At 46.1% G+C, this 22,242-nt stretch carries 14 protein-coding genes and 1 pseudogene; 1 reads left to right on the top strand and 14 read right to left on the bottom strand.

Going from position 1 to position 22,242, the window contains the following annotated elements; all coding sequences use genetic code 11:
* Nucleotides 1-48: 48 nt before the first annotated feature.
* From gltB to ACNQO6_RS10105, 9 genes are all read right to left on the bottom strand, one after another.
* The gene (gltB, locus tag ACNQO6_RS10145; RefSeq protein WP_440208882.1) at nt 49-4,530 is read right to left on the bottom strand and encodes a glutamate synthase large subunit; all 4,482 of its coding nucleotides are present in this window, start codon (nt 4,528-4,530) and stop codon (nt 49-51) included.
* A gap of 461 nt (nt 4,531-4,991) precedes the next feature.
* Complete coding sequence (locus ACNQO6_RS10140) at nt 4,992-5,849, bottom strand: hypothetical protein (protein ID WP_440208881.1); 858 nt, start codon at nt 5,847-5,849, stop codon at nt 4,992-4,994.
* A 19-nt stretch (nt 5,850-5,868) separates the two neighbouring features.
* Nucleotides 5,869-6,951 (bottom strand): 3-dehydroquinate synthase, encoded by a 1,083-nt coding sequence (gene aroB, locus ACNQO6_RS10135; protein WP_343581392.1) that lies wholly within the window; start codon nt 6,949-6,951, stop codon nt 5,869-5,871.
* A 19-nt stretch (nt 6,952-6,970) separates the two neighbouring features.
* Nucleotides 6,971-7,540 (bottom strand): shikimate kinase AroK, encoded by a 570-nt coding sequence (gene aroK, locus ACNQO6_RS10130; RefSeq protein ID WP_104021896.1) that lies wholly within the window; start codon nt 7,538-7,540, stop codon nt 6,971-6,973.
* Nucleotides 7,541-7,550: 10 nt separating this feature from the next.
* Nucleotides 7,551-9,686 (bottom strand): type IV pilus secretin PilQ, encoded by a 2,136-nt coding sequence (pilQ, locus tag ACNQO6_RS10125; protein ID WP_440208966.1) that lies wholly within the window; start codon nt 9,684-9,686, stop codon nt 7,551-7,553.
* A 61-nt stretch (nt 9,687-9,747) separates the two neighbouring features.
* Complete coding sequence (locus ACNQO6_RS10120) at nt 9,748-10,275, bottom strand: pilus assembly protein PilP (protein WP_343581682.1); 528 nt, start codon at nt 10,273-10,275, stop codon at nt 9,748-9,750.
* 3 nt (nt 10,276-10,278) lie between these two features.
* Nucleotides 10,279-10,998 (bottom strand): type 4a pilus biogenesis protein PilO, encoded by a 720-nt coding sequence (locus ACNQO6_RS10115; RefSeq protein WP_343581683.1) that lies wholly within the window; start codon nt 10,996-10,998, stop codon nt 10,279-10,281.
* On the bottom strand, nt 10,995-11,651 hold the full coding sequence (locus ACNQO6_RS10110; RefSeq protein WP_440208880.1) for a PilN domain-containing protein: 657 nt from the start codon (nt 11,649-11,651) through the stop codon (nt 10,995-10,997). The genes ACNQO6_RS10115 and ACNQO6_RS10110 overlap by 4 nt, the downstream gene beginning before the upstream one ends.
* Nucleotides 11,651-12,709 carry a pilus assembly protein PilM gene (locus tag ACNQO6_RS10105; RefSeq protein ID WP_005227665.1) on the bottom strand — a complete coding sequence of 353 codons (1,059 nt, stop codon included), beginning with the start codon at nt 12,707-12,709 and terminating at the stop codon, nt 11,651-11,653. The genes ACNQO6_RS10110 and ACNQO6_RS10105 overlap by 1 nt, the downstream gene beginning before the upstream one ends.
* 163 nt (nt 12,710-12,872) lie before the next feature.
* Between ACNQO6_RS10105 and ponA the strand changes: the two genes are divergently transcribed.
* On the top strand, nt 12,873-15,467 hold the full coding sequence (ponA, locus tag ACNQO6_RS10100; RefSeq protein ID WP_343581685.1) for a penicillin-binding protein PBP1a: 2,595 nt from the start codon (nt 12,873-12,875) through the stop codon (nt 15,465-15,467).
* A gap of 15 nt (nt 15,468-15,482) precedes the next feature.
* Here the strand turns inward: ponA and ACNQO6_RS10095 are convergent, their stop codons facing one another.
* The 5 genes and pseudogenes from ACNQO6_RS10095 to ftsI form a co-directional block, all read right to left on the bottom strand.
* Nucleotides 15,483-16,301, bottom strand: coding sequence for a putative RNA methyltransferase (locus tag ACNQO6_RS10095; RefSeq protein WP_440208879.1), 819 nt, complete (start codon nt 16,299-16,301; stop codon nt 15,483-15,485).
* A 59-nt stretch (nt 16,302-16,360) separates the two neighbouring features.
* Nucleotides 16,361-17,479 carry a phospho-N-acetylmuramoyl-pentapeptide-transferase gene (gene mraY / locus ACNQO6_RS10090; protein ID WP_005227668.1) on the bottom strand — a complete coding sequence of 373 codons (1,119 nt, stop codon included), beginning with the start codon at nt 17,477-17,479 and terminating at the stop codon, nt 16,361-16,363.
* Nucleotides 17,480-18,877 carry a UDP-N-acetylmuramoyl-tripeptide--D-alanyl-D-alanine ligase gene (locus ACNQO6_RS10085; protein ID WP_440208878.1) on the bottom strand — a complete coding sequence of 466 codons (1,398 nt, stop codon included), beginning with the start codon at nt 18,875-18,877 and terminating at the stop codon, nt 17,480-17,482. It lies immediately after the preceding gene.
* Nucleotides 18,878-18,902: 25 nt separating this feature from the next.
* On the bottom strand, nt 18,903-20,402 hold the full coding sequence (locus ACNQO6_RS10080) for a UDP-N-acetylmuramoyl-L-alanyl-D-glutamate--2,6-diaminopimelate ligase (protein WP_440208877.1): 1,500 nt from the start codon (nt 20,400-20,402) through the stop codon (nt 18,903-18,905).
* A gap of 3 nt (nt 20,403-20,405) precedes the next feature.
* Nucleotides 20,406-22,239: pseudogene (gene ftsI, locus ACNQO6_RS10075) on the bottom strand (penicillin-binding protein PBP3).
* Between the last annotated feature and the right edge of the window lie 3 nt (nt 22,240-22,242).

The raw sequence follows: 22,242 nt of genomic DNA, 5'->3' as shown, positions 1-22,242 counted from the left end.
GCGATGTCCCTCATCTCTGCACCTGCCTATGTCTATGCAGTCGTGGAATTATTGTGGATCAGCTTGGGTGGTTTTCAAAAGCGTCTGTAAATTAGCAGCTTTTGGTTTCACCAGCCAGAACTTACGACTATAGAAGTCGAACTCATTACGGATCTTGTAAGCCCATGCACTACCCGTTTCCTGAATGTGCTCATCCAGGATACGCAGTAGGTTTTCTTTATGGTCTTCCATCGCTTCTGTAGAGATACGATTCAGATCAATCAGTTCGTGGTTATAGTAGTCGACAAAGTCATTATCAAGGTCAAGGACATACGCAAAACCACCGGTCATACCTGCACCGAAGTTATGGCCCACTTTACCTAATACGGTTACCACACCACCGGTCATGTATTCACAGCAGTGGTCGCCCGCACCTTCAATGACTGCAAATGCGCCTGAGTTACGAACTGCGAAACGCTCACCGGCAGTTCCCGCAGCAAAGAGTTTACCGCCAGTCGCACCATATAAGCAGGTGTTCCCGATAATAGCCGTATTTTGGGTCTGGAACGGCGAACCTTTTGGCGGGAAGATCGAGACACGACCGCCTGCCATGCCTTTACCGACATAGTCGTTGGCATCACCTTCAAGCTTGATATGCAGACCACCTGCATTCCATACCCCGAGTGACTGTCCCGCAGTCCCGATCAGGTTCATGACCACCGGATTATTTTCCATACCCAGATTGCCATAACGACGGGCAATCTCACCTGAGATACGCGCACCAATCGAACGGTCACAGTTACCGACAGTGAAGTTGAATGAACCCCCTGTACCCGCTTCAATTGCTGGCAACATTTCTGCCACCATTTGCTCAGCCAAGACTCCTTTATCAAATGGTGCATTGCCCTGAACCTGGCAATATTGCGCCTTACCTTCAGCAGCAGGATGTGAGGTCAATAATGCACTGAGATCAAGATGGGCATGTTTGTCTGTTTCACCTGGTAAAACTTCAAGCAAATCAACACGACCAATCAAGTCTTTCAATGAAGCAACACCCAATGCAGCTAACCATTCACGGGTTTCTTCTGCAATAAACTTGAAGAAGTTGATCAGCATTTCAGGTTCACCAATATAGTGTTCCTGACGTAAATGATCTTGCTGTGTTGCAACACCGGTTGCACAGTTGTTCAAGTGACAGATACGCAGATATTTACAGCCCAATGCGATCATTGGCGTAGAACCAAAACCGAAGCTTTCTGCACCTAAAATAGCCGCCTTGATCACATCCAGACCGGTTTTCAAACCACCATCGGTTTGTACACGAACCTTGCCACGCAAGTCGTTAACACGAAGGGCTTGATGCGCTTCGCTTAGACCCAATTCCCACGGTGAACCCGCATGGTGAATCGATGACAGTGGGGATGCCGCAGTACCACCGTCATAACCTGAAATGGTAATGAAGTCGGCATACGCTTTTGCAACACCCGCAGCAATGGTTCCCACACCCGGCTCAGACACCAGTTTGACCGAGACCATGGCTTGAGGATTGACCTGTTTCAAGTCAAAGATCAATTGTGATAAATCTTCAATCGAATAAATATCATGGTGCGGTGGTGGTGAAATCAGGGTTACACCCGGCACCGAGTAACGTAAACGTGCAATTAAGCCATTCACTTTACCGCCCGGTAACTGACCGCCCTCACCTGGTTTTGCACCTTGTGCCACTTTGATCTGCAACACTTCAGCAGAGGTTAAGTAAGCTGGCGTTACCCCAAAACGACCAGAAGCAATCTGTTTGATTTTCGAGTTACGAATCGTGCCATAACGCGCAGGATCTTCACCGCCCTCACCCGAGTTAGAACGGCCACCAATAGTGTTCATGGCAATCGCAATTGCTTCATGTGCTTCTGGTGATAATGCACCTAAAGACATACCCGCAGAGTCAAAACGTGGCAGAATCTCTTCAATCGTTTCAACCTGATCAAGCGCAATTCCAGCAGTGGTTTTTAACTTGAACAAGTCACGAATAGTCGCCACTGGACGGTTATTCACCAGTTCTGCATATTCTTTAAAGTCTTGATACTGGCCTGAACGTACCGCTTTATGCAAGGCATTGATCACGTCTGGATTAAACGCATGGTACTCTTTACCAAATACGAATTTAAGCAAACCACCTTGATCAATCGGCTTACGGTTCTGCCAAGCTGTGGTTGCCAATTTCTTCTGGTCATTTTCCAAGTCAGCAAAAGTCGCACCTTGAATACGGCTTGGCACGCCAAGGAAACATTTATCTACCACTTCAGAAGATAGACCGACCGCTTCAAATAACTGACCGCCACGATAAGAAGCAACCGTCGAGATGCCCATTTTAGACAGTACTTTCAGTAAGCCTTTCTCAATTCCTTTACGGAAGTTGGCTTGCGCATGGATTGGGTCACCCAATAATTCGCCTTTTGCAACCAGATCATTGATGACATCATAAGCCAGATATGGGTAAACCGCAGTCGCACCAAAGCCAAGTAATACCGCGAACTGATGTGGATCACGTGCAAAACCGGTTTCAACCATAATGTTCGCGTCAGTACGCAAACCGGTCTTGATTAAATGGTGATGTACCGCACCTGTTGCCAAGGCAGCGTTTGCAGGCAAATACCCTTCGCGGAAGTTTTTATCGGTTAATACAATCAGTGTTTTACCATCACGAACCGCCTGTGCCGATTCTTCACAGATACGCTCAATCGCGGCCTGTAAACCTTCAGCCTCTGCATAGTTCAGGTCAATATCCACTACGCCATAGCCTTCGCGATCTTTTTCTACATCACGAAGCTGCTGCATTTTTGAATTCGACAAGACTGGGCTGGAAATAATGATACGATCCGCATGCTCTGGGCCTTGTTCGAAGACATTCTGTTCACGACCTAAACAGGTTTCCAGTGACATCACGATCGATTCACGGAGTGGATCGATTGGCGGGTTGGTGACCTGAGCAAACTGCTGACGGAAATAGTCAGACACATGGCGCACTTGACGAGACAATACCGCCATTGGGGTATCATCACCCATTGAACCAACCGCTTCCTGACCACTTTCAGCGATCGGACGCAACAGTTGATCACGCTCTTCAAATGTCACCATGAACATTTTTTGTGCTGCTTTTAACTTATCACCGGTTAAGCCTTGATCGACCAGTTTCTCTTCAAGCTGTGGATTGGCCTGCAGACGAATCGCATGATCACGCAACCATTCACGATATGGGCGCATGTTCTTGAGGTGATTGCTGACATCCTTGGTATCCAGCACTTTGCCTGTCAAGGTATCAACAACCAGGATTTGGCCCGGACCGACACGGCCTTTAGATACCACATCTTCTGGCTCGTAGCCCCATACCCCGATTTCAGAGGCAAGGGTAATGTAATCATTCTTGGTGATGACCCAACGCGCTGGACGCAAGCCGTTACGATCCAGCATACAGATCGCATGACGACCATCCTGGATCACCAGTCCTGCCGGACCATCCCAAGCTTCCATATGCTTCGAGTTAAATTCATAGAAAGCACGCAAGTCAGCATCTAAGGTTTCAACGTTTTGCCATGCAGGTGGAACCAGCATACGGAGTGCACGGAACAGATCCATGCCACCCCCGACCAGAATTTCAAGCATGTTATCCAGACTAGATGAATCTGAACCGGTCCGGTTGACGATCGGATTCAGCTCAGTCAGGCCAGGCAATAACGGGTTTTCAAATTTCGGAGTACGTGCCAATGCCCAGTTACGGTTTGCAGTAATGGTATTGATCTCACCATTGTGCGCAAGGTAACGGAAAGGTTGTGCCAAAGGCCAACGTGGCAAGGTGTTGGTCGAGAAACGTTGATGGAACACCACAATATGCGATTTTAAACGCTCATCGGCCAAGTCGGTATAGAAGTCCGCAATCGCAGCTGGCATCATCAAGCCTTTATAGCTGATTACGGTCGAGCAAAGCGTGGTCACATAGAATGACGGATCGTTTTGTAATTGTTGTTCTGCACGACGGCGTGCCAGGAAAAGCTTACGGTTAAACTCAACCTCACTCACCCCCATTGGACAGTTCACAATGACCTGTTCAAACGCAGGCAGGGATTGCAGCGCAATTTCACCGAGGACGTCATTATTGGTCGGAACCACACGCCAAGCCAGTACGCGTAAACCATCTGACTCGATTTCTTTGGTTAAAATATTTTTGGAATGTTGCGCTAATGCCGGATCTACATTTAAAAATACGGTACCCACAGCAAAAATTTCACTCAGTGTAATATCACTCAGTTTTTTTGCTTCATCACGGAAAAATTGCTTTGGCATCGCCAATAATAAGCCGCAACCATCTCCCGTCTTGCCATCTGCGGCAATACCACCACGGTGCGTCATGCAACTTAAACTGTGAATCGCGGTTTCTACAAGATGATGACTTGATTCACCCTTCATGTGGGCGATCAGACCAAAACCACAGTTATCCTTAAACTCGTCAGGCTGATATAAACCTTGAGCGGGAGCTACAGTATTAGGCGATGGCATGTGCATAGCGTACCCTTCTTTCAACATGGCTCTTTCGAGCAACAAACATTCAATTCATTTTCTGCGATATTGCCGATCAACTCATTTAAAGTTCAATGCTTCGCGAAAACATTTTTAATGGCGGATTTGCAATATACGCCTTTCTTTTTCAAGACGCAGTGCATTTCGCCATCTAAAGTGCTTTCAGTTATTACACCCTCAAAAAAGTTTGTAAAGCACAAAAACTTTCCATTTCACTAAACTAATGAATCATTTAGTCTCAAAAGGCGCAATGAGCAGACAAATTAGCACCACAAGGATGCAAAAAACATGCCATGTAAAATAGGATTTACTAAATCATTAAAAAAATTAAAATAACTTTAAATTATAAGGGACAAGCTACTTGCCCCTTTTTATAAAATGCACCAAAAATAACCAGGGTGCTATAAAAAGAATCATGTACGCACAATTTTAGTGCATAATTAATTAAACGGATCACTCACTTCACGTTTAGAAGAATCTGAATTTTCTTTTATTTTTTCAGGATTTGCTGCTGTAGGCGGCGCAGACTGGCTTTGTTTGACATTCACCACATTACCTTGTGCATCACGTTGAGTCACTGTCGTTTTCACTGTTGTGGATGACTCAGACGTCCGATTGCCCGTTACTGGTGCTCGATTCATTAACAGGGTTTCATCAACTTTAGGCAATGCAGCAGGTCGGAGCTGGACTGCATAGAGCTGATTGGTCGCCGATTTCATTTCATCAGAGCCTAAATCATTGACGAATGCGGCATATGTTGACAGCTGCTGTGCTTTAGGTTTCACCGAATCAGGCAGTGCCAGATTGAGCTGTGCAAATTGACGGGTAGCTTCTTCTGCATTAGAAAAAGCACCATAGCCCAACACATATTGCTCAACCTGATCTTCGCCGCTAAGACGGAAATACACAAACTTCTTGCGATCAGTCCGATTGAGCAAGAAATTTTTAATAATTGCCTCATCCGAACTACGGAAGATTTCCGTGGTCCACAGACGTTGATTATCTTTAATATATTTGGTTCCGCGGAATTCAGGTGCATGATCATTGGATACCACAACCCGCGTGGTTAAATCCAGTGGCTTCACTTCATCCGAGAGCGCGCCCAGATGGGCAGTCGCTGCCACCTTTTCAGGTTGAATCTGGACCTGTGTTTCGGTTTCAGCGGGCTGTTGCTCTTTGACCAATGCCTTAGTATCGGTAACGCCCCAGAATATCAATGCAGCAATTAAACAAGCTAGCGCAAAAACCAGCCAGCTATATTGTTGAATATTTTGCCAAATTGATCGTGACACAGCCATGCTTTACCCAAATAATTAATTACGCAGATTGATTTGCAAGAATAGATTGTTTCATTAACTCAACGTCAAAGTCTTTGGTAATGACGGCCTGACCTAAGGTTTTTAATAAAACCAGACGCAACTGCCCGTTTAAGACTTTTTTATCATGTGACATATAAGCCAAGAATTCATCTAATGGAATTTTTGGACATGATATCGGTAAATTGGCACGTTGAATGATATTTTTTGTACGTTGCACATCTTCGGCTGAAATCCAGCCTAAACGATGAGACAAATCTGCGGCCATCACCATACCCGTAGCCACCGCTTCGCCATGTAGCCAGGTGCCATAGCCCAGATAAGATTCTATGGCATGTCCAAAGGTATGTCCAAGATTGAGTAAGGCACGCTCGCCCTGCTCTTTTTCGTCATTGGCCACAATCCGCGCTTTATGAGCGCATGAACGATAAACCGCTTCTGCCAATAAATTTGCATCACGTCCGATCAATCCATCCATGTTTTGCTCTAGCCAGACCAGAAAATCAACATCACCTAATAAGGCATATTTAATCACTTCTGATAGTCCCGCAGACAGTTCGCGATCTGGCAACGTCTCCAGCTGCGCCATATCTGCCAGCACCACTTGTGGCTGCTGGAAAGCCCCCAGCATATTTTTGCCCAAGGGATGATTAATACCGGTCTTGCCACCAACACTTGAGTCAACCTGTGACAATAATGTTGTCGGTACCTGAACAAAATAAACGCCACGCTGGAAACAGGCTGATGCAAAACCAGCCATATCCCCAATCACCCCACCGCCCAACGCCAGTACGGTACAGTCACGGTTAAAACCGGCTTCAAGCAACGCATCAAAAATAAGATTCAAATGCTGAAGATCTTTATATTGCTCACCATCGGGCAAAATACATTGCGCAACCTGTTTATCCAGCTGGATCAAGGCATCGATATAATGTTGTAAATACAAAGGTGCAACTGTTGAGTTAGATACCAGCATGACTTGTCGACCATGTAAATACGGTTCAAGCAATGCTTTCGGATCTAAATGACTGCCAATAAATATGGGATAACGACGATCACCCAACTCAACATGTAACGTTTGCATAATAACAACCAACCAGCGATTACTTAACTTGTTTAGATAAAATGACGTGCAAGATACGTTGTGCCAAATCCCGTGCCGCACCTTGATTTGTTTCAATGACGTAATGGGCGACTTCGCGATATAAAGGATCGCGCAGGGCCAATAAGTCACGTAGTTTTTGCTCTGGATTTTCGACTTGTAAGAGAGGGCGATTTTTATCACGATAGGTGCGCTGTAGCTGTAGCTCTACAGGCGTATAAAGATAGACAACGATACCACGCTGTTTAAGAAATTCCCTGTTTTTGACTTGGGTGACTGCGCCACCGCCTGTGGCCAATACCAATAATGGACGAGAGGTTAAGTCATTCAATACATTGGTTTCGCGTAACCGAAATCCGACTTCCCCTTCTTTTTCAAAAATCCATGGAATTGTGGCACCTGTTTTACGTTCGATTTCATGATCGCTATCAATAAAATCACGGCCTAGCAATTCTGCTAAATGCCGGCCAACTGTTGTTTTTCCTGCCCCCATTGGCCCTACCAAATAGATATTTGGTAGGGTTTCAAACGCTTTGCTTGGCAACGCGCCACCTATATGAATTGCGATTATTGAAAATATATTAATGATTTCTGGTCAAAGTGTCATTAACAATTCTCGGCGTAATAAAAATAAGCAGTTCACGTTTATTGTCTGTTTTCAGGTCACGGCGGAATAAACGTCCGACATAAGGCAAGTCACCGAGGAACGGCACTTTGACCTGAGAACTGATATTTTCCTGCTCAAAAATACCGCCAAGCACCACGGTTTCGCCATTATCGACCAGTACATTGGTATCGATCTGGTTTTTATTGATGGTGAGTTGGCCTGTCGGGGTCGGAGTACTTTGCGAATCCTTGGTAATGTTCAGTTTCATCATCACCTTACCATCAGGAGTAATGCTTGGTGTTACATCCAGACTTAAGGTTGCATCAATAAATTCTGTTTTAGGTACCGCATTCGCACCACCACCCGTTGATGAGGTATACGGAATTTTCTTACCCGATTCAATTTTAGCTGCCTGCTTGTCTGCGGTCATGACTTTCGGTGTCGAAATCACTTCACCATAGCCATCGGCCTGTACTGCCGAAAGCTCCAAGTCCAACATAAAGTCTGACAGACTGATTAAACCAAAGGCAATACGGCTTGCCCCAGGGGTAACTGCACCCAAGTCGACATTCAGGTTATCCGGACGTTCAATTTCATATTTCCAGCCACCTGTGTCACTGTCTTTAGTCGGTTTTCTTAAGTTCCATAAGGTTGTATCGCTACCACCGACCAATAGGTCATTATTACTGGTAATCCCCTGCGACAGGATGCCCCATTTCACCCCCATCTCTTTGGTGAAATCGGTACTGGCACTGACAATACGTGCTTCAATCATCACCTGTTTCACTGACACATCCAGCAGATCAACCATCTTACGGATCTGGTCAATCTTTTGAGAAGTATCATTTACAATTAAGGTATTGGTCCGTGGATCAATCGAGATGGTTCCTCGTGGACTTAACAGCCCACCAGCCAAATTATCATTGCTGATTGAATTGGAAGAATTACCATTATTGGTATTTGCATTTTTGCCTTGGGTAATCAGCTTTTCAATATCCGCTGCTTTTGCATAGCTTAAGGTAATATACTCGGTTTGTAGCGGTGCCAGTTTCACACTTTGCGCCTGCGCTTTGGCTTCTTCTTCCTCTGCCTTAATCAGTTCTGAAACCGGTGCAATCCAGATCACATTGCCGTTACGACGCTTGTCCAGATTCTTGGTTTTCAGGACAATATCCAGAGCCTGATCCCACGGCACATCTTTAAGACGTAAGGTGATGTTGCCCTGTACGGTATCTGCCGCGACCATATTGATGCCGGTAAAGTCGGCCAGTAACTGCAATACACGACGTACTTCAATATCCTGGAAATCTAAAGAAATCTTATTACCGGTATAGGTTTGGGTCTTGGCCTTGGTTGGCGACTTATCTTCAGGGCGTTTTAAACTGATGGTCAGTTTATTCTCTGCCTGATAGGCCATATATTCATAGCTACCTGCAGACTGAATCGTCACCACGCCATTGCCTTTATCGTTATAGGCATCAATACTAGCAACTGGCGTAGCAAAGTCATTGGTATTCAGGCGGCGGGCCAAATGGGTCGGGATTTTATTGCCCATGGTACGCACAACAATCTTACTGCCTTGCTGTTGCACATCGACCGGTGTGTTATTGCCTAATAAATCAATCACCACCAGACCTTCACCCTGATTGCCACGCTGGAAACCAATATTGGAAATTCCCTGTTGCACCTGACGGACAGCCGCTACCGGTGTGGCCATTGCTGCCGGCTTAGCTGAATTAATTTTCAGTACAAAGGTATTGCCTTCAACACGGGTGGTAAATGCACCTGCATCTTTCAAGTTCACAATCACACGGGCGCGCTGATCATCTGCCGCAACCTCAACAGAGCTTGCTTCATTGGTGGAAACTGGAATAGCGCTTTGTTTTAAGGTTTGTTGTGCTTTATCAAAATCCAGAATCAAGCGGGCAGGCTGCTCAAGCTGATAGGCTTGTGGTTGTGGTGGCAACCCATTAAACATGACACGGATTTCTGTACCTTGTTCAGCCAAATTCATCGGTACAATATTGGTCATGCTGACTTGTGCTGAGGCCACCTGCATCACCGCAAGCGTAATCGCAGCCATAGAAAATTGACGGAATGCATGATTCATGGTCTTCGCTTCCCCAAATAAAGAATCTTTAAACTGTTTTTTCATTGTTATTCCCTTAATCTTATGGTGCCGGTCCGATCAGAACGAGTGTTCGAGGTCTTTCTACGTAACCTTCCCGTCCATCCGGTACAATTTCCACCAAATCTATCTGCGTCGGGCTAATTTTAATGATACGCCCCTGATTCATGCCTAAATAATTGCCGACCTGCACACGCTCAATCTGCCCGTCCGGTGTCTGAATCAAAGCAATCGTTGCATTGGTTCTACCACGCATACTGCCCTTCATGTTTAATGACTCAAGCGCATAGCTCTCTAGCGGTTGTGGCTGACGATTGAAATTCGGATAAACACGCTTGCCGGCCATAATCTTTAACTCAGCAGCTAAAGAACTTGGCATGAACGGGCTTTTCAGCTGATGCGCCGAATAGTTAAATAGCGGTACAGGTGTAAATACCGGTGCAGGCTCAATCGGTAAAGGCGGCTGATTGCGAATTTCAGCCATCTTCTGGTTGACTGCATCAATACGCGAATCACATCCAACCAGCCCCAATCCAAGCAACAAGCTCAGCAGTAATTTATAATTATTCATGGCTTATTTTCCTCCTGCAGCAGGTGGATTATTTGTTGCTGCCGCAGCGGCATTGGCCTGATCATCCGCACCTACATAACGGTAGGTTTTGGCTTTCACGGTATAATTCACCACAGGAATATCAGATTTTTTCTGAGTATCTTCTTTTGCTTCAACGGTAAAGTCATGCAAAGTGACAATACGAGGTAATGCCGCAATACCGGTAACAAATGCACCAAAGGCATGGTAGTCACCTGTCGCATCGATACTGATCGGCTGCTCAATAAAGAACTCTTGTTTGACTTCATTTTCCAGACGGATATTTTTAAATTTCAGCCCCGAGTTCACTCCGGTCAAGTTAATGTCTTCAACCAGACTCGGAATCTCTGTCTCTTTTGGGAGCTGTTCTAATTGTTGATTAAAATTCGCTTCCATTTCTTGCAGCTGCGCTTGATATTGTTGCAAGTTACGTAGTTTGGAATCTTTTTCACGAAACTCGTTGAGCAAGCTCTGTTCCTGTGCCTGAGCATTTTCAATCGCTTCGAGCTGAGATTTAATCACCACAAAATAACCCAGCGCAAGCACGGCTAGAAATACGAAGATCCAGCAAGTAATCTTGACGGATAAAGGCCAACTGCCATAGTTGTTCATATCCAGCGTATTAAATTGCTGGAAGAACTGCTCGACCGTCATTTTCTTTTTCTTGACCGCAACGGTGTCTTGATTCAATTCATCTTGGTTCATTTCGCGGCCCCCACTGCTACTACCCCTGATGCTGCCTGTTCTGCTGTTGGTGCAGCCTCAGCAGTTGTACCAATCTCACCTAAATCGACAGTGACAATAAAACTGCCATAATTTTCCTCAACCCGAGGAACCAGCGAACTGGCTGCTTTATCTTTGTTTTTATCTTCATCCACTGCCAGGAATGAATTCATGAAGGCATTGCGATACCATGGCGAAGCTTCGAGGTTACGCAACAGCTCAGCCACGGTATTCGGACTTTCTGCTTTTCCTTCAATCGTGAATTTATCACCAGTGCGTGTGAACTTGGTTAAGTACATGGTCGGTGGTGTGACCCGGACCAACTCATCCACCAGACGCACGGTAACCGGACGCTGACCTTGCAAACCCTGAATCAGCTTCATGCGCTCGATAATCGCATTGCGGCGCTCTTGCAAGCCATCCAGTGCTTTCAGTTGTGTATCCAGATTCTGGTTGGTACTCACAATCAGTTGGTTAGCCTGTTCCTGATCACTGAGTTTATGATCAAAATACACCCATCCTGAAAACACCGATGCAACCCCTAATGCAGCAACCCCAACACAAAAAGCGACAAACTGTTTCTTTCTTTGTTCTCTTAGCTCATCACGCCAAGGGAGTAAGTTAATCTTTGCCATTAATCAAAACTCCTCATTGCCAAACCGCATGCCACCATTAATGAAGAGGCATCATTTTCAATTTTTTTAATATCAATTTGGGGAGAAAAACCCATTTGTAAAAATGGATTGGCAATGGTCACCCGGTAACCGAGTTTTTGTTGTAATAGTTTCGCCAGACCTGGAATATTGGCATTCCCGCCAGCAAGCAGAATATGGTCAATTTCATTGAACTGAGAAGATGAAAAGAAGAACTGCAGTGAACGTGCCGCTTGCTGAACAACGGCATCAAGGAAAGGCTCAAGCACTTCGGTGTCATAGTCGTCTGGCAATGTTCTTTCTTTTTTTGCACGTCCTGCTTCTTCAAAAGACAAGCCATAGCGACTTTGTACATCTTGAGTCAGTTGACGGCCGCCAAACACTTGCTCACGGGTATAGATAATTTTGCCTTTCTGCATCACAGATAGCGTGGTCATGGTATGACCAATATCCAGAATACCCACAGTATTGGCACCCATAGGCAAAGTATCGGCAAAAACACTAAAAGCACGCTCCATGGCGTAACTTTCAACTTCTGCAATCTTTGCGGTGAGGCCAGCCAGCTCCAGTACTTCGACGCGCGTGTCTACATTTTCTGTCCGTGTTGCCACAAGCAGTACGTTTACCCGGTTTGGATTGGCCAAACGATCCGGTAAAACTTCAAAATCCAGACTCACTTCATCTAATGGGAACGGAATGTATTGCTCAGCGTCCATACGGATTTGAACTTCACGCTCTTCGTCCGACATGTCAGCATCCATTTCTATGATCTTGTTAATGACCATAGACGTAGGCACTGCGATTGCAACATTGGTGGTGTGAGGATTGGCAAGGTTGACCACTCTCTCAAGCGCATCCCCCACCGCCTCCGGGTTCAGAATGCTTTTTTCCACTACACTATTTTCAGGTAATGGCATCACCGCATAACTTTCAACCCAATATCTACCGTTCTTTACAGAGAGCTCCAATAATTTAACAGTTGTCGAACTAATATCGACCCCTACTAACCCCTTATTTGGTTTACGATATAACCTGAGCACAGTACTTTCCTATTTATTTTTTTATCCCCAAAAATACAACATACTAATTTTGTTTTGGTCTTTAATTGATACGGATACAATAACTCATCTAACAATCCGCATGTCTAAAGGATATACTGACCACAATTAGTTTGCCATTCGCTCTTATTAAAACTTACTTATTATGAAAAAGCTATCCAGTTCTGGTATTGTTCGCCCATTTTTTTTGATCGTTATTATTATCTTAGTCTCACTTCCAATGGGATTTTATGGCATGTATCTCTATCTCGCGCCATCACTGCCAGATATGAGTTCATTAAAAAAAGCGCCTCTATTAAAACCATTGCAAGTCTATACGGCTGATAATAAGTTGATTGCGGAATATGGCGGAAAACTCTCCATTCCTGTTAAGTATGAACAGATTCCTCCAACCTTCATTCATGGTTTCCTTGCAGCAGAAGACTCCTCATTTTTTGAGCATAACGGCATCAGTTTTAAAGGCTTAGGGCGAGCTTTAACTGAATCTGTTACGGGTTCTGATGTTCAGACTGGGGGCTCAACCATTACCATGCAGGTTGCGAAAAACTATTATTTAAGTCCGGACCGCACGCTCAGACGTAAACTGACGGAAGTGTTTCTGGCACGCAAAATCGAACAGAATTTAACAAAACAGGAAATTTTGACGGCGTATGTCAATAAAATTTTCCTGGGTAAAAATGCCTATGGTATCGCTGCCGCAGCTCGTATTTATTACAACAAAAACCTGAATGAGCTGACCACCGCACAAATGGCAATGATTGCGGGTTTACCAAAAGCACCTTCAAAATATAACCCGGTCGTGAATCCAGATCGTGCGCTCGAGCGTCGTAACTGGATTTTAGGCCGTATGCTACAACTGGGTTATCTCAACCAGAACCAGTATCAGCAAGCCGTTGCCGAGCCGATCAATTTGAACATGGTCGATCGCTCCGTCAGCAACGTTTTCCCCTATGTCGGAGAAATGGTCCGTTCCGAATTAGTTGAGCATTTTGGCGAACAGGCAATCGATTCGGGTTATAAGGTTTATACCACCATTGATAGCAACCGCCAGCGCTATGCAGAACAAGCCATTCAAAACGGACTGGAGGCCTATGACCGTCGTCATGGCTGGCGCGGCCCCGAGGCCCATGACAAACCGCTGAAACAGTTCATGGCTTATGCCAACACCTACCCTGCGCAAGTCACCAAAGTGAACAACAATTCCTTTGAAGCCTTGATGCAGGATGGTTCAACCGTAACTGTCAACTGGTCAGGCATGTCTTGGGTCCGTCCATATCGTAACGCCAATAGCGTCGGTGGTGCGCCATCCAATGCTTCACAAATTGTTAAAGTTAAAGATATTGTGCGTTTACGTCCCAATGAGGGCAAAACGGTATGGGCTTTGACGCAAGTACCGAAAGTACAGGGCCAGCTCATTGCCATTAATCCCAATGACGGTGCAATTGAAGCCGTTGTAGGGGGCTATAACTTCTATCAATCAAAATTTAACCGTGCTTTACAGGGTTGGAGACAACCTGGTTCGACCATTAAGCCTTTCGTATATGCACTGGCTTTAGAGCGTGGTATGACGCCATATAGTATGGTTAACGATAGCCCGATTACCATTGGTAAATGGTCACCAAGAAACGCCGATGGTCGCTATCTTGGTATGATTCCATTACGCCGTGCGCTGTATTTGTCACGAAACTCGGTTTCTGTGCGTTTATTACAAAATGTCGGGATCGAGCGTACCCGCCAACTATTTATGGATTTCGGTTTACAAGATGACCAGATTCCTCGCAACTACACCATTGCCTTAGGTACACCACAGGTATTACCGATCCAAATGGCAACCGGTTATGCGACCTTTGCCAATGGCGGTTACCGTATCCAGCCACACTTCATTACCCGTATTGAAGATACCTATGGCAAAGTGATTTATGAAGCCAAGCCTGAGTATGCATGTATCCCATGTATTAGTGATGCAAATAACAATGCGAAGCAAGCAACGGCGGATGCAAGCAAAAAAGATGACGTTAAAGAAATTACCAATGAGACGCTGGATGATGCAAATGCAGCATCTGATGTAGCAATGACGGCTGCCGATACTGAAAAGTCAGGCAAGCCAAATGGTGATTATCGTCAGGCACAACGTATCCTGAAATCAAGTTCGGCCTATGATATGGCGAACATCCTACGTGACGTAATTCAACACGGTACTGGTCGTGCAGCGATGAAAATCGGACGTGACGATCTGGGTGGTAAAACCGGAACAACCAACGATGCAAAAGATGCATGGTTTGCAGGCTTCAATGGCAAGTTAGTCGCTGTGGCCTGGGTTGGCTTTGACCAGCCGCGCACGTTGGGGCGTCGTGAATACGGTGGTGTTGCAGCGCTTCCAATCTGGACCAACTTTATGGGGAACTCTTTAAAAGACACGCCATCTGCATGGGTTCGTCTGGATAAAGAGGCCAAAGATCCGATTTCTCGCGACAAGTTACAGATCCAGCAAAGTGAAGACAAGAAAGAATATCGTGCTTCTCCTCCACTGGCTCGTCCACTTTATCGTCCGGCACCGCCTGTACCAACGCGCTCAACCCAGAACGACTTTTCTGACTTGCCTGGTACTACAGCACCAAGCCTGAATGAAGAACGTCCAATCACCCCTGCGAAGAAGCAGCCACCTGCAATGGGTTCAAACAATCCGGCACCTCAAAAAGAGCGTGACGGAATTGAAAATCTGATTAATCAGATTCAGTAATCAAAAAAGAAGCCATCAAATTGATGGCTTCTTTTTTTTCTGGAACAGATAAATCTGGAAGGATGCGGTCGCTGCAAATTGTGACGACTGTTCCAGCAATTTGCGTCGCTCAGGATTGGCCTTATAAGCATAGGGTGTCATGGCAATCAGGTTTTTTAAAGCCTGCTGATCCAGCGACATGATGCTCTCAACCACCTGTTCTTGCTTGAGCTCAAACTGTGCTTCTAGCTGCTCCACAAACTTTTGCGGCTCGTGCAAGTTCACTTGTTCAAACAAGGCGGCACGCAAATCATATAAATGACGTGGCGCAGGCGTGACTACAATCAGATATCCATCCTGTTGCAGCACCCGCATGATTTCATCTTGAGGAATAGGGCTAAACAGACTGGTACACAGATCAATGCAATGGTCCTGAACAGGCAAGGTTGCCCCCGTTCCCACCACCCAGGTTACGTTGGCATTCAGCTTGGCAGCTCGTTGCACCGCTGTCTTGGCAATATCCACCCCGATACAGTGCTTGGTCTGTGCCTGCATGGCACTGGTGTAGTAACCCTCACCACAACCAATATCCAGTACCTTCTCAGGTTTAAGCCGTTGCAGCATCTCAACCACCGCCTGCTGCAAAGGTTGATAAAAACCTGCCTGCAGAAACTCACGGCGTGCCAGTACCGACTCAGGCGTGTCCCCAGGTGACTTGCTATGTTTATGCTGCACCACATGTAAATTGACATAGCCCTGTTTTGCGACATCATAATGATGTCCTTGTTCACAACGCCATGAGTTCTCTACCAAATTCAATGATTGGCGACAAACAGGACACATCAACAAACTCATCTATTTTCTCCAAACATAAAAAAAGCTGGTCAATACCAGCTTCTTTCTTGAATCTTGGTTTAACGTAATTTTAAGGTCATTAAGCCTAACACGACCAGGAAAATCGTGATAATCCAGAAACGGATGACCACCTGGGTTTCTTTCCAGCCCTGTTTTTCATAATGGTGATGCAGAGGTGCCATCAAGAACACCCGTTTGTTACGCATACGCAATGAACCGATCTGCAAGAATACCGAAATGGCTTCCATCACAAAGACACCGCCCATAATCGCAAAGACGATTTCCTGACGCACCATCACCGCGATGGTACCGAGCATCGCTCCGAGTGCCAACGCACCGACATCACCCATGAAGACTTGTGCCGGATGTGCATTGTACCAGAGGAAGGCCAGACCAGCACCGACCATCGCCGAACAGATCACCACCAGCTCAGAGGTATATTTAACATAAGGAATATGCAGATATTCGGCAAAACGGATATCCCCCGATAAATAAGCAAATACGCCTAAACCCGCTGCCACCATCACAATCGGCATGATCGCCAGACCATCCAGACCATCGGTCAGGTTCACTGCATTCGATGCACCGTTAATCACCAGATAAGTAAAGACAATAAATGCCAAACCTAATGGGAATACAGATAAAGGAATTGAAAGATTCTTAAAGAAAGGAATTAGCAAGTCCAGCATATTCGCGGTATGTACTGCGCTATCTTGCTGTTTTGCAATCACATATAAGGCAATACCGGCTCCTAAAGACGCCACCGAAGTCCAGAAAAACTTCTTCCGTGCAGGTAAGCCCGCATTGTCTTTATAACGGACCTTAATCCAGTCATCAGCCCAACCTACCGCACCAAACACCACCATCACGCCAAGCACGATCCAGACGTATGGATTAGATAAATCCGCCCACAATAAGGTACTGATCCCGATAGAGAGTAAAATCAGGATCCCGCCCATGGTAGGGGTTCCCATTTTTTTGGCATGGTTTTCTGGCGCAAAAGAGCTGACTGCCTGACCATACTTGAGTGCCTGTAATTTACGAATCATGACCGGGCCTAAGGCCAGACCAATCGTCAAGGCAGTCAGTAAGCTCAACAAAGAGCGCAATGTTAAATAACGAACAACCTGAAACGAACTGTTATAGTCCGCCAATTGTTCAAATAACCATAACAACATTTAAATTTTCTCCATCAAGTCAGCCATCAACGTTTCCATATGGGTATAACGAGACCCTTTGAACAGGAAACTCATTGACTGGGGTTGATGTGTGTGGACTAAATTAATTAAAAACGGTAAGGCTTCTGCCTGTGTTGCAAAGGCATGTAGCTTTGCTGAATGAGATGAACCTTGTTGCGCTGCTGCAGCGAATTCACCTACTACAACCAGATGCTCTAACGGCAACAATGCCAGGTCGCGCCCGAGATCATGATGCTCTTGCCAGCTACTGTCACCCAGTTCGCCAATATCACCCATGACCATGACTTTTAAGCCCTGCTGCTGCAAGAGCACCTGCGCGGCTGCACGCATCGAGGTCGGGTTGGCATTATAGGTATCATCAATAAACAGATAATTATGCTGCTGGATAAAGTTCAGACGACCTTTGGCACCCTGTGCTTGCTCTAAGCCTTGCACAATATCATCCAGTGCAATACCTAGTGCTAAAGCAAAAGCCGCAGCAGCAGTGGCATTCTGTACATTGTGCGCGCCAGCAAATGGCAAATTCACTGCACGTATACCTTGTGGCGTATGCAACTTAAACTGTGCCGATTGAGGGTGAAGCTGAATCTCTGTCGCAAAAATATCACCGCCTTCACCAAAGCTCAGCGTCGGATGGGGCTGTGCATTTTCACGAATAGTGGCTGTAAAATCATCTTGCGCAGGAACAATGGCAGTGCCTTGCGGCAAAATATGCGCATAGATTTCTGATTTAGCGCGGCAAATCCCTTCGCGGCCACCAAATTCACCCAAATGCGCTGTACCAATATTCAAAATACCTGCCACATGTGGCTGCACCAGATTGGAGGTGTAATCAATTTCACCTTGGTGGCTGGCACCCAGCTCCATCACTGCATAGTGATGTTCCTGACGTAGTTCCAACAACATCATTGGCACACCCAAATCATTATTCAGGTTGCCACGAGTAATCAGGGTCGGTGCTAAACGCGATAAAATACTGCCCAACATTTCTTTGGTGGTGGTTTTACCACTACTACCGGTCAAGGCAATCACTTTCAACTGCTGATTCTGCTGACGGCGATAGGCTCCAAGGTGTCCTAATGCCAAACGTGTATCTTTTACGACAAGCTGTGCAATATCAGCCTCAACAGGATGCTCTACAATGGCGATCTGACAACCTTGTGCAGCGACTTGCACGACAAAATCATGTGCATCAAAACGCTCGCCCTTTAAAGCAAGAAATGCATCATCGGCCTCGGCATGACGTGAGTCAGTCAAAATACGCTTAATGTTACCCTGCGGAATATTCTGCTGATACCACTCCCCTTGGGTGGCTTGTTGTAATTGTTCTGCTGTCCACGCTTCTAATGGAACAGTACTAGTTGTTGAGGTATGCATGGTTTTTTATTTACCTTTTTTCACACTATTGCGCAGGATAAGCAGAATGTAGCGAATGTGGTTGCGCAGCAATGGCAGACTGCACTTCAACCACATCATCAAACCAATGACGGACGCCATCGATTTCCTGATAGTTTTCATGGCCTTTGCCAGCAATCACCACGATATCTCCGGCTTGGGCTTGTGCTACAGCAAATTTAATTGCTTCACGGCGATCATGGATTTCATGCATCACATGAGCAGTAAAATCAATACCCTGCTTCATATCGGCAAAAATCTGTTCAGGATTTTCAGTGCGTGGATTATCCGAGGTCAGCATGACCGGATTGGCATGATCAAGCGCGGCCTGCGTCATGAGTGGACGCTTGCCACGGTCACGATCGCCCCCGCAACCAAATACCGCCCACAACTGCCCAGTGACATGACGTTTTAATGTGGTCAATACCTGAATCAGGGCATCCGGTGTGTGTGCATAATCCACCACAAAGAGACGCTCGGCATCCTGAATTACCTGCATACGACCCGGCGCACCTTTCAATTGCGGCACAAACTGCACCAGATCTGCCAGTGCGAAACCTGCATATTCGGCAGCAATCAGGCTAGCCAATAAGTTTTCAACATTAAAATGCCCAAGCAGTGGGCTGTGTACTGCATAAGCACCGGTTGGGCTGATCAGGGTAAAACTTGCCCCGCTTAAACGATACTGCAGATCAGCAATATGATAGTCGGCAGAGGTTTGCGTCAAAGAATAGGTAAGGATTTTAGGTTGCGATGGATTGGTTCGTGCTGCATCCAACATAAGCTGTGCATGTGCATCATCCAGATTAATCACAACAGCTTTTAAAGTCGTAAATTTGAACAGCAAGGCTTTTGCTTCAGCATAGGCCTCAAGCGTACCGTGATAATCCAGATGATCACGACTTAAATTACTATAGACCGCAATTTCAAGCTCACAGCCATTGAGACGGCCTTGTTCCAAGCCATGTGAACTGGCTTCGAGTGCCACGAAGCTCGCGCCTTGTTTGGCATAGTCATGCAGCGCATGCTGTAATTGCAAGGCATCTAAAGTGGTGTGCGTAGACGGTGTTAAATTGGGTAGAATCCCGTTACCTGTAGTCCCCATCACTGCACAGCCTTGGCCTTGCGAGCTAATCAGTTCGGCAATCAGGCGAGAAATCGTGGTTTTGCCATTGGTTCCCGTCACCGCAATACCGCGTAAGGACTGCACAGGATCGACTGTCTGCAAATATTGTTTTTGCCATTCGCCCATGTGATAGCGAACCTCAGGACACACCCATTCATTGGCAAGACCTAAAGCACTTTCACTAATCACGGCCAATGCACCTGCATCTAGAGCATTCTGGGCAAACTGGCGCGTTTTTTCTGGTTGGCTATAACTACTCAGGGCAATAAAAATTTGCCCCTTCTCAAGCTTACGACTATCCAGAGAAAAACCCTGAAAAGGTTGGGTAGACCAAGCCGCATCTATGCTGATCGGATGTATCTGTTGAAAACTAATCGACATAATCTACCTACGGATTGGATTTTATAGAAGTATCAAGTGGTTTATCTAAAGGCACGTTAAGCAGACGCAACGACTCTTGCATCATCCGTGCAAATACCGGGGCAGCAACCAGACCGCCGTAGTAACGGCCTTGCGGGTTTTCCACTACCACGATCATCGCCAGACGTGGATCACTAATCGGTGCAACCCCCGCAAACAAAGCACGATATTCACTGTTCGAATAACCTTTACGGTCTGCACGTAATTTATGTGCTGTCCCTGTTTTACCGCCTACACGATAGCCCGGAATCACTGCCTGTTTAGCTGTACCGCCTGGCATGGTCACTTGCTCAAGCATGGTCAAGACCTGATCGGCAATTTTAGGCGCCAGCACTTGTGTACCTTCTGGTGCCTTGTCCAGTTTGCGCAAGCTCAACGGCATTTGCACACCATGATTCGCCAGCATGGCATAGCCTTGCGCCACCTGTAAAATGGTCGCATTGAGGCCATAACCATAAGCCATGGTTCCCAGTTGTGAAGGATTCAGCTTGTTACCGGAATAGAGCAGACCCGCACTTTCACCAGGGAATTTGACCGCAGAACGCTGCCCAAAACCTGCACGTCTAAAGAAAGAAGGAACGGTATCTTTAGGCAGGGACAACGCGATCTTGGCAGAACCGACGTTTGACGATTTAATAATGACACCAGACACCGTCAAGGCGCCATAGTTATGCGTATCGCGGATGGTATGCCAGCCTAAACGCATTGAACCCGGCGAGGTATTGACGATGGTATTGGGCGTATATTTGCCACTTTCCAGAGCCGCCGCCACCGTAAACGGTTTCATGGTCGAGCCTGGCTCAAACATGTCAATCGCACCGCGGTTACGCATGGCGTCTTTGTTGCTCAGGCCGTTTTTGTCATTCGGGTTATAAGACGGCCAACTGGTCATCGCCAGAATTTCACCGGTTTTCACATCGACCGCAATTGCAGTTGCTGAACGTGCATTATTGGCCACACCTGCTGCGGTCAGCTCGCGATACATGATGTATTGCAAACGTGAGTCGATACTCAGGGTAATATTTTCGCCTGACTCGACTTCTTTAATCACTTCAGAAACTTTAAGGCGGTTACCTTTTTTATCCCGAATGATCTTTTGCTCGCCATCGACACCGGACAACTGTTTATTCAGCTGCATTTCCAAGCCTTCGATCCCGACGCCTTCACTATTGGTTAAGCCAATAATCTGTGCATTCGGTTGTGGCTGCGGATAGTAACGTTTATAACTTTTCTCGGCATAAACACCCTGAAAGTTACGTTTGATAATCAGATCAGCCTGTTGAGGCGGAATTTCTTTTTGTAAAACCAGATAGCGTGAACGTGGACGTGCCTGCATCTGTTTCTTTAAATCTGCGCGATCCACACCGACCGCATCGGCCAGCTCATCCAGATTCAGGTTTTTATCAGGCAATTGACGTTTTAATTTACGGTTATTCGGATCTTTTTTCAGTTCAGCTGTAATTTCATCAAACTGTTGTTTGGTTTCCCAGTAATCCCGTGGGTCGATCACGATTTTCATGATCGGAGTACTAATCGCCAAAGGCACACCGTGGCGGTCACTGATCACGCCACGCATCGCCTCAAGACGTTCGGTACGCAGAATATTGGCATTGGCTTTATTCTGTAAAAAGTCTTTATTAACCACCTGAACGTAGAATGCACGTGCGACCAGTACTACAAAGCAAAGTAGCACCGTGCCCCAAAGCAAATAAAATCGCCACATGTCCAAAGCAAGTGTGGGTCTTTCAGAAATCGACTGCTGTTTTTTTCGTATTGGTTTGCTTCTCTTATCTGCCATACA

Source organism: Acinetobacter calcoaceticus (assembly GCF_051947995.1).
Lineage (GTDB): Bacteria > Pseudomonadota > Gammaproteobacteria > Pseudomonadales > Moraxellaceae > Acinetobacter.
This window is presented reverse-complemented; position numbering and strand designations above follow the sequence as displayed.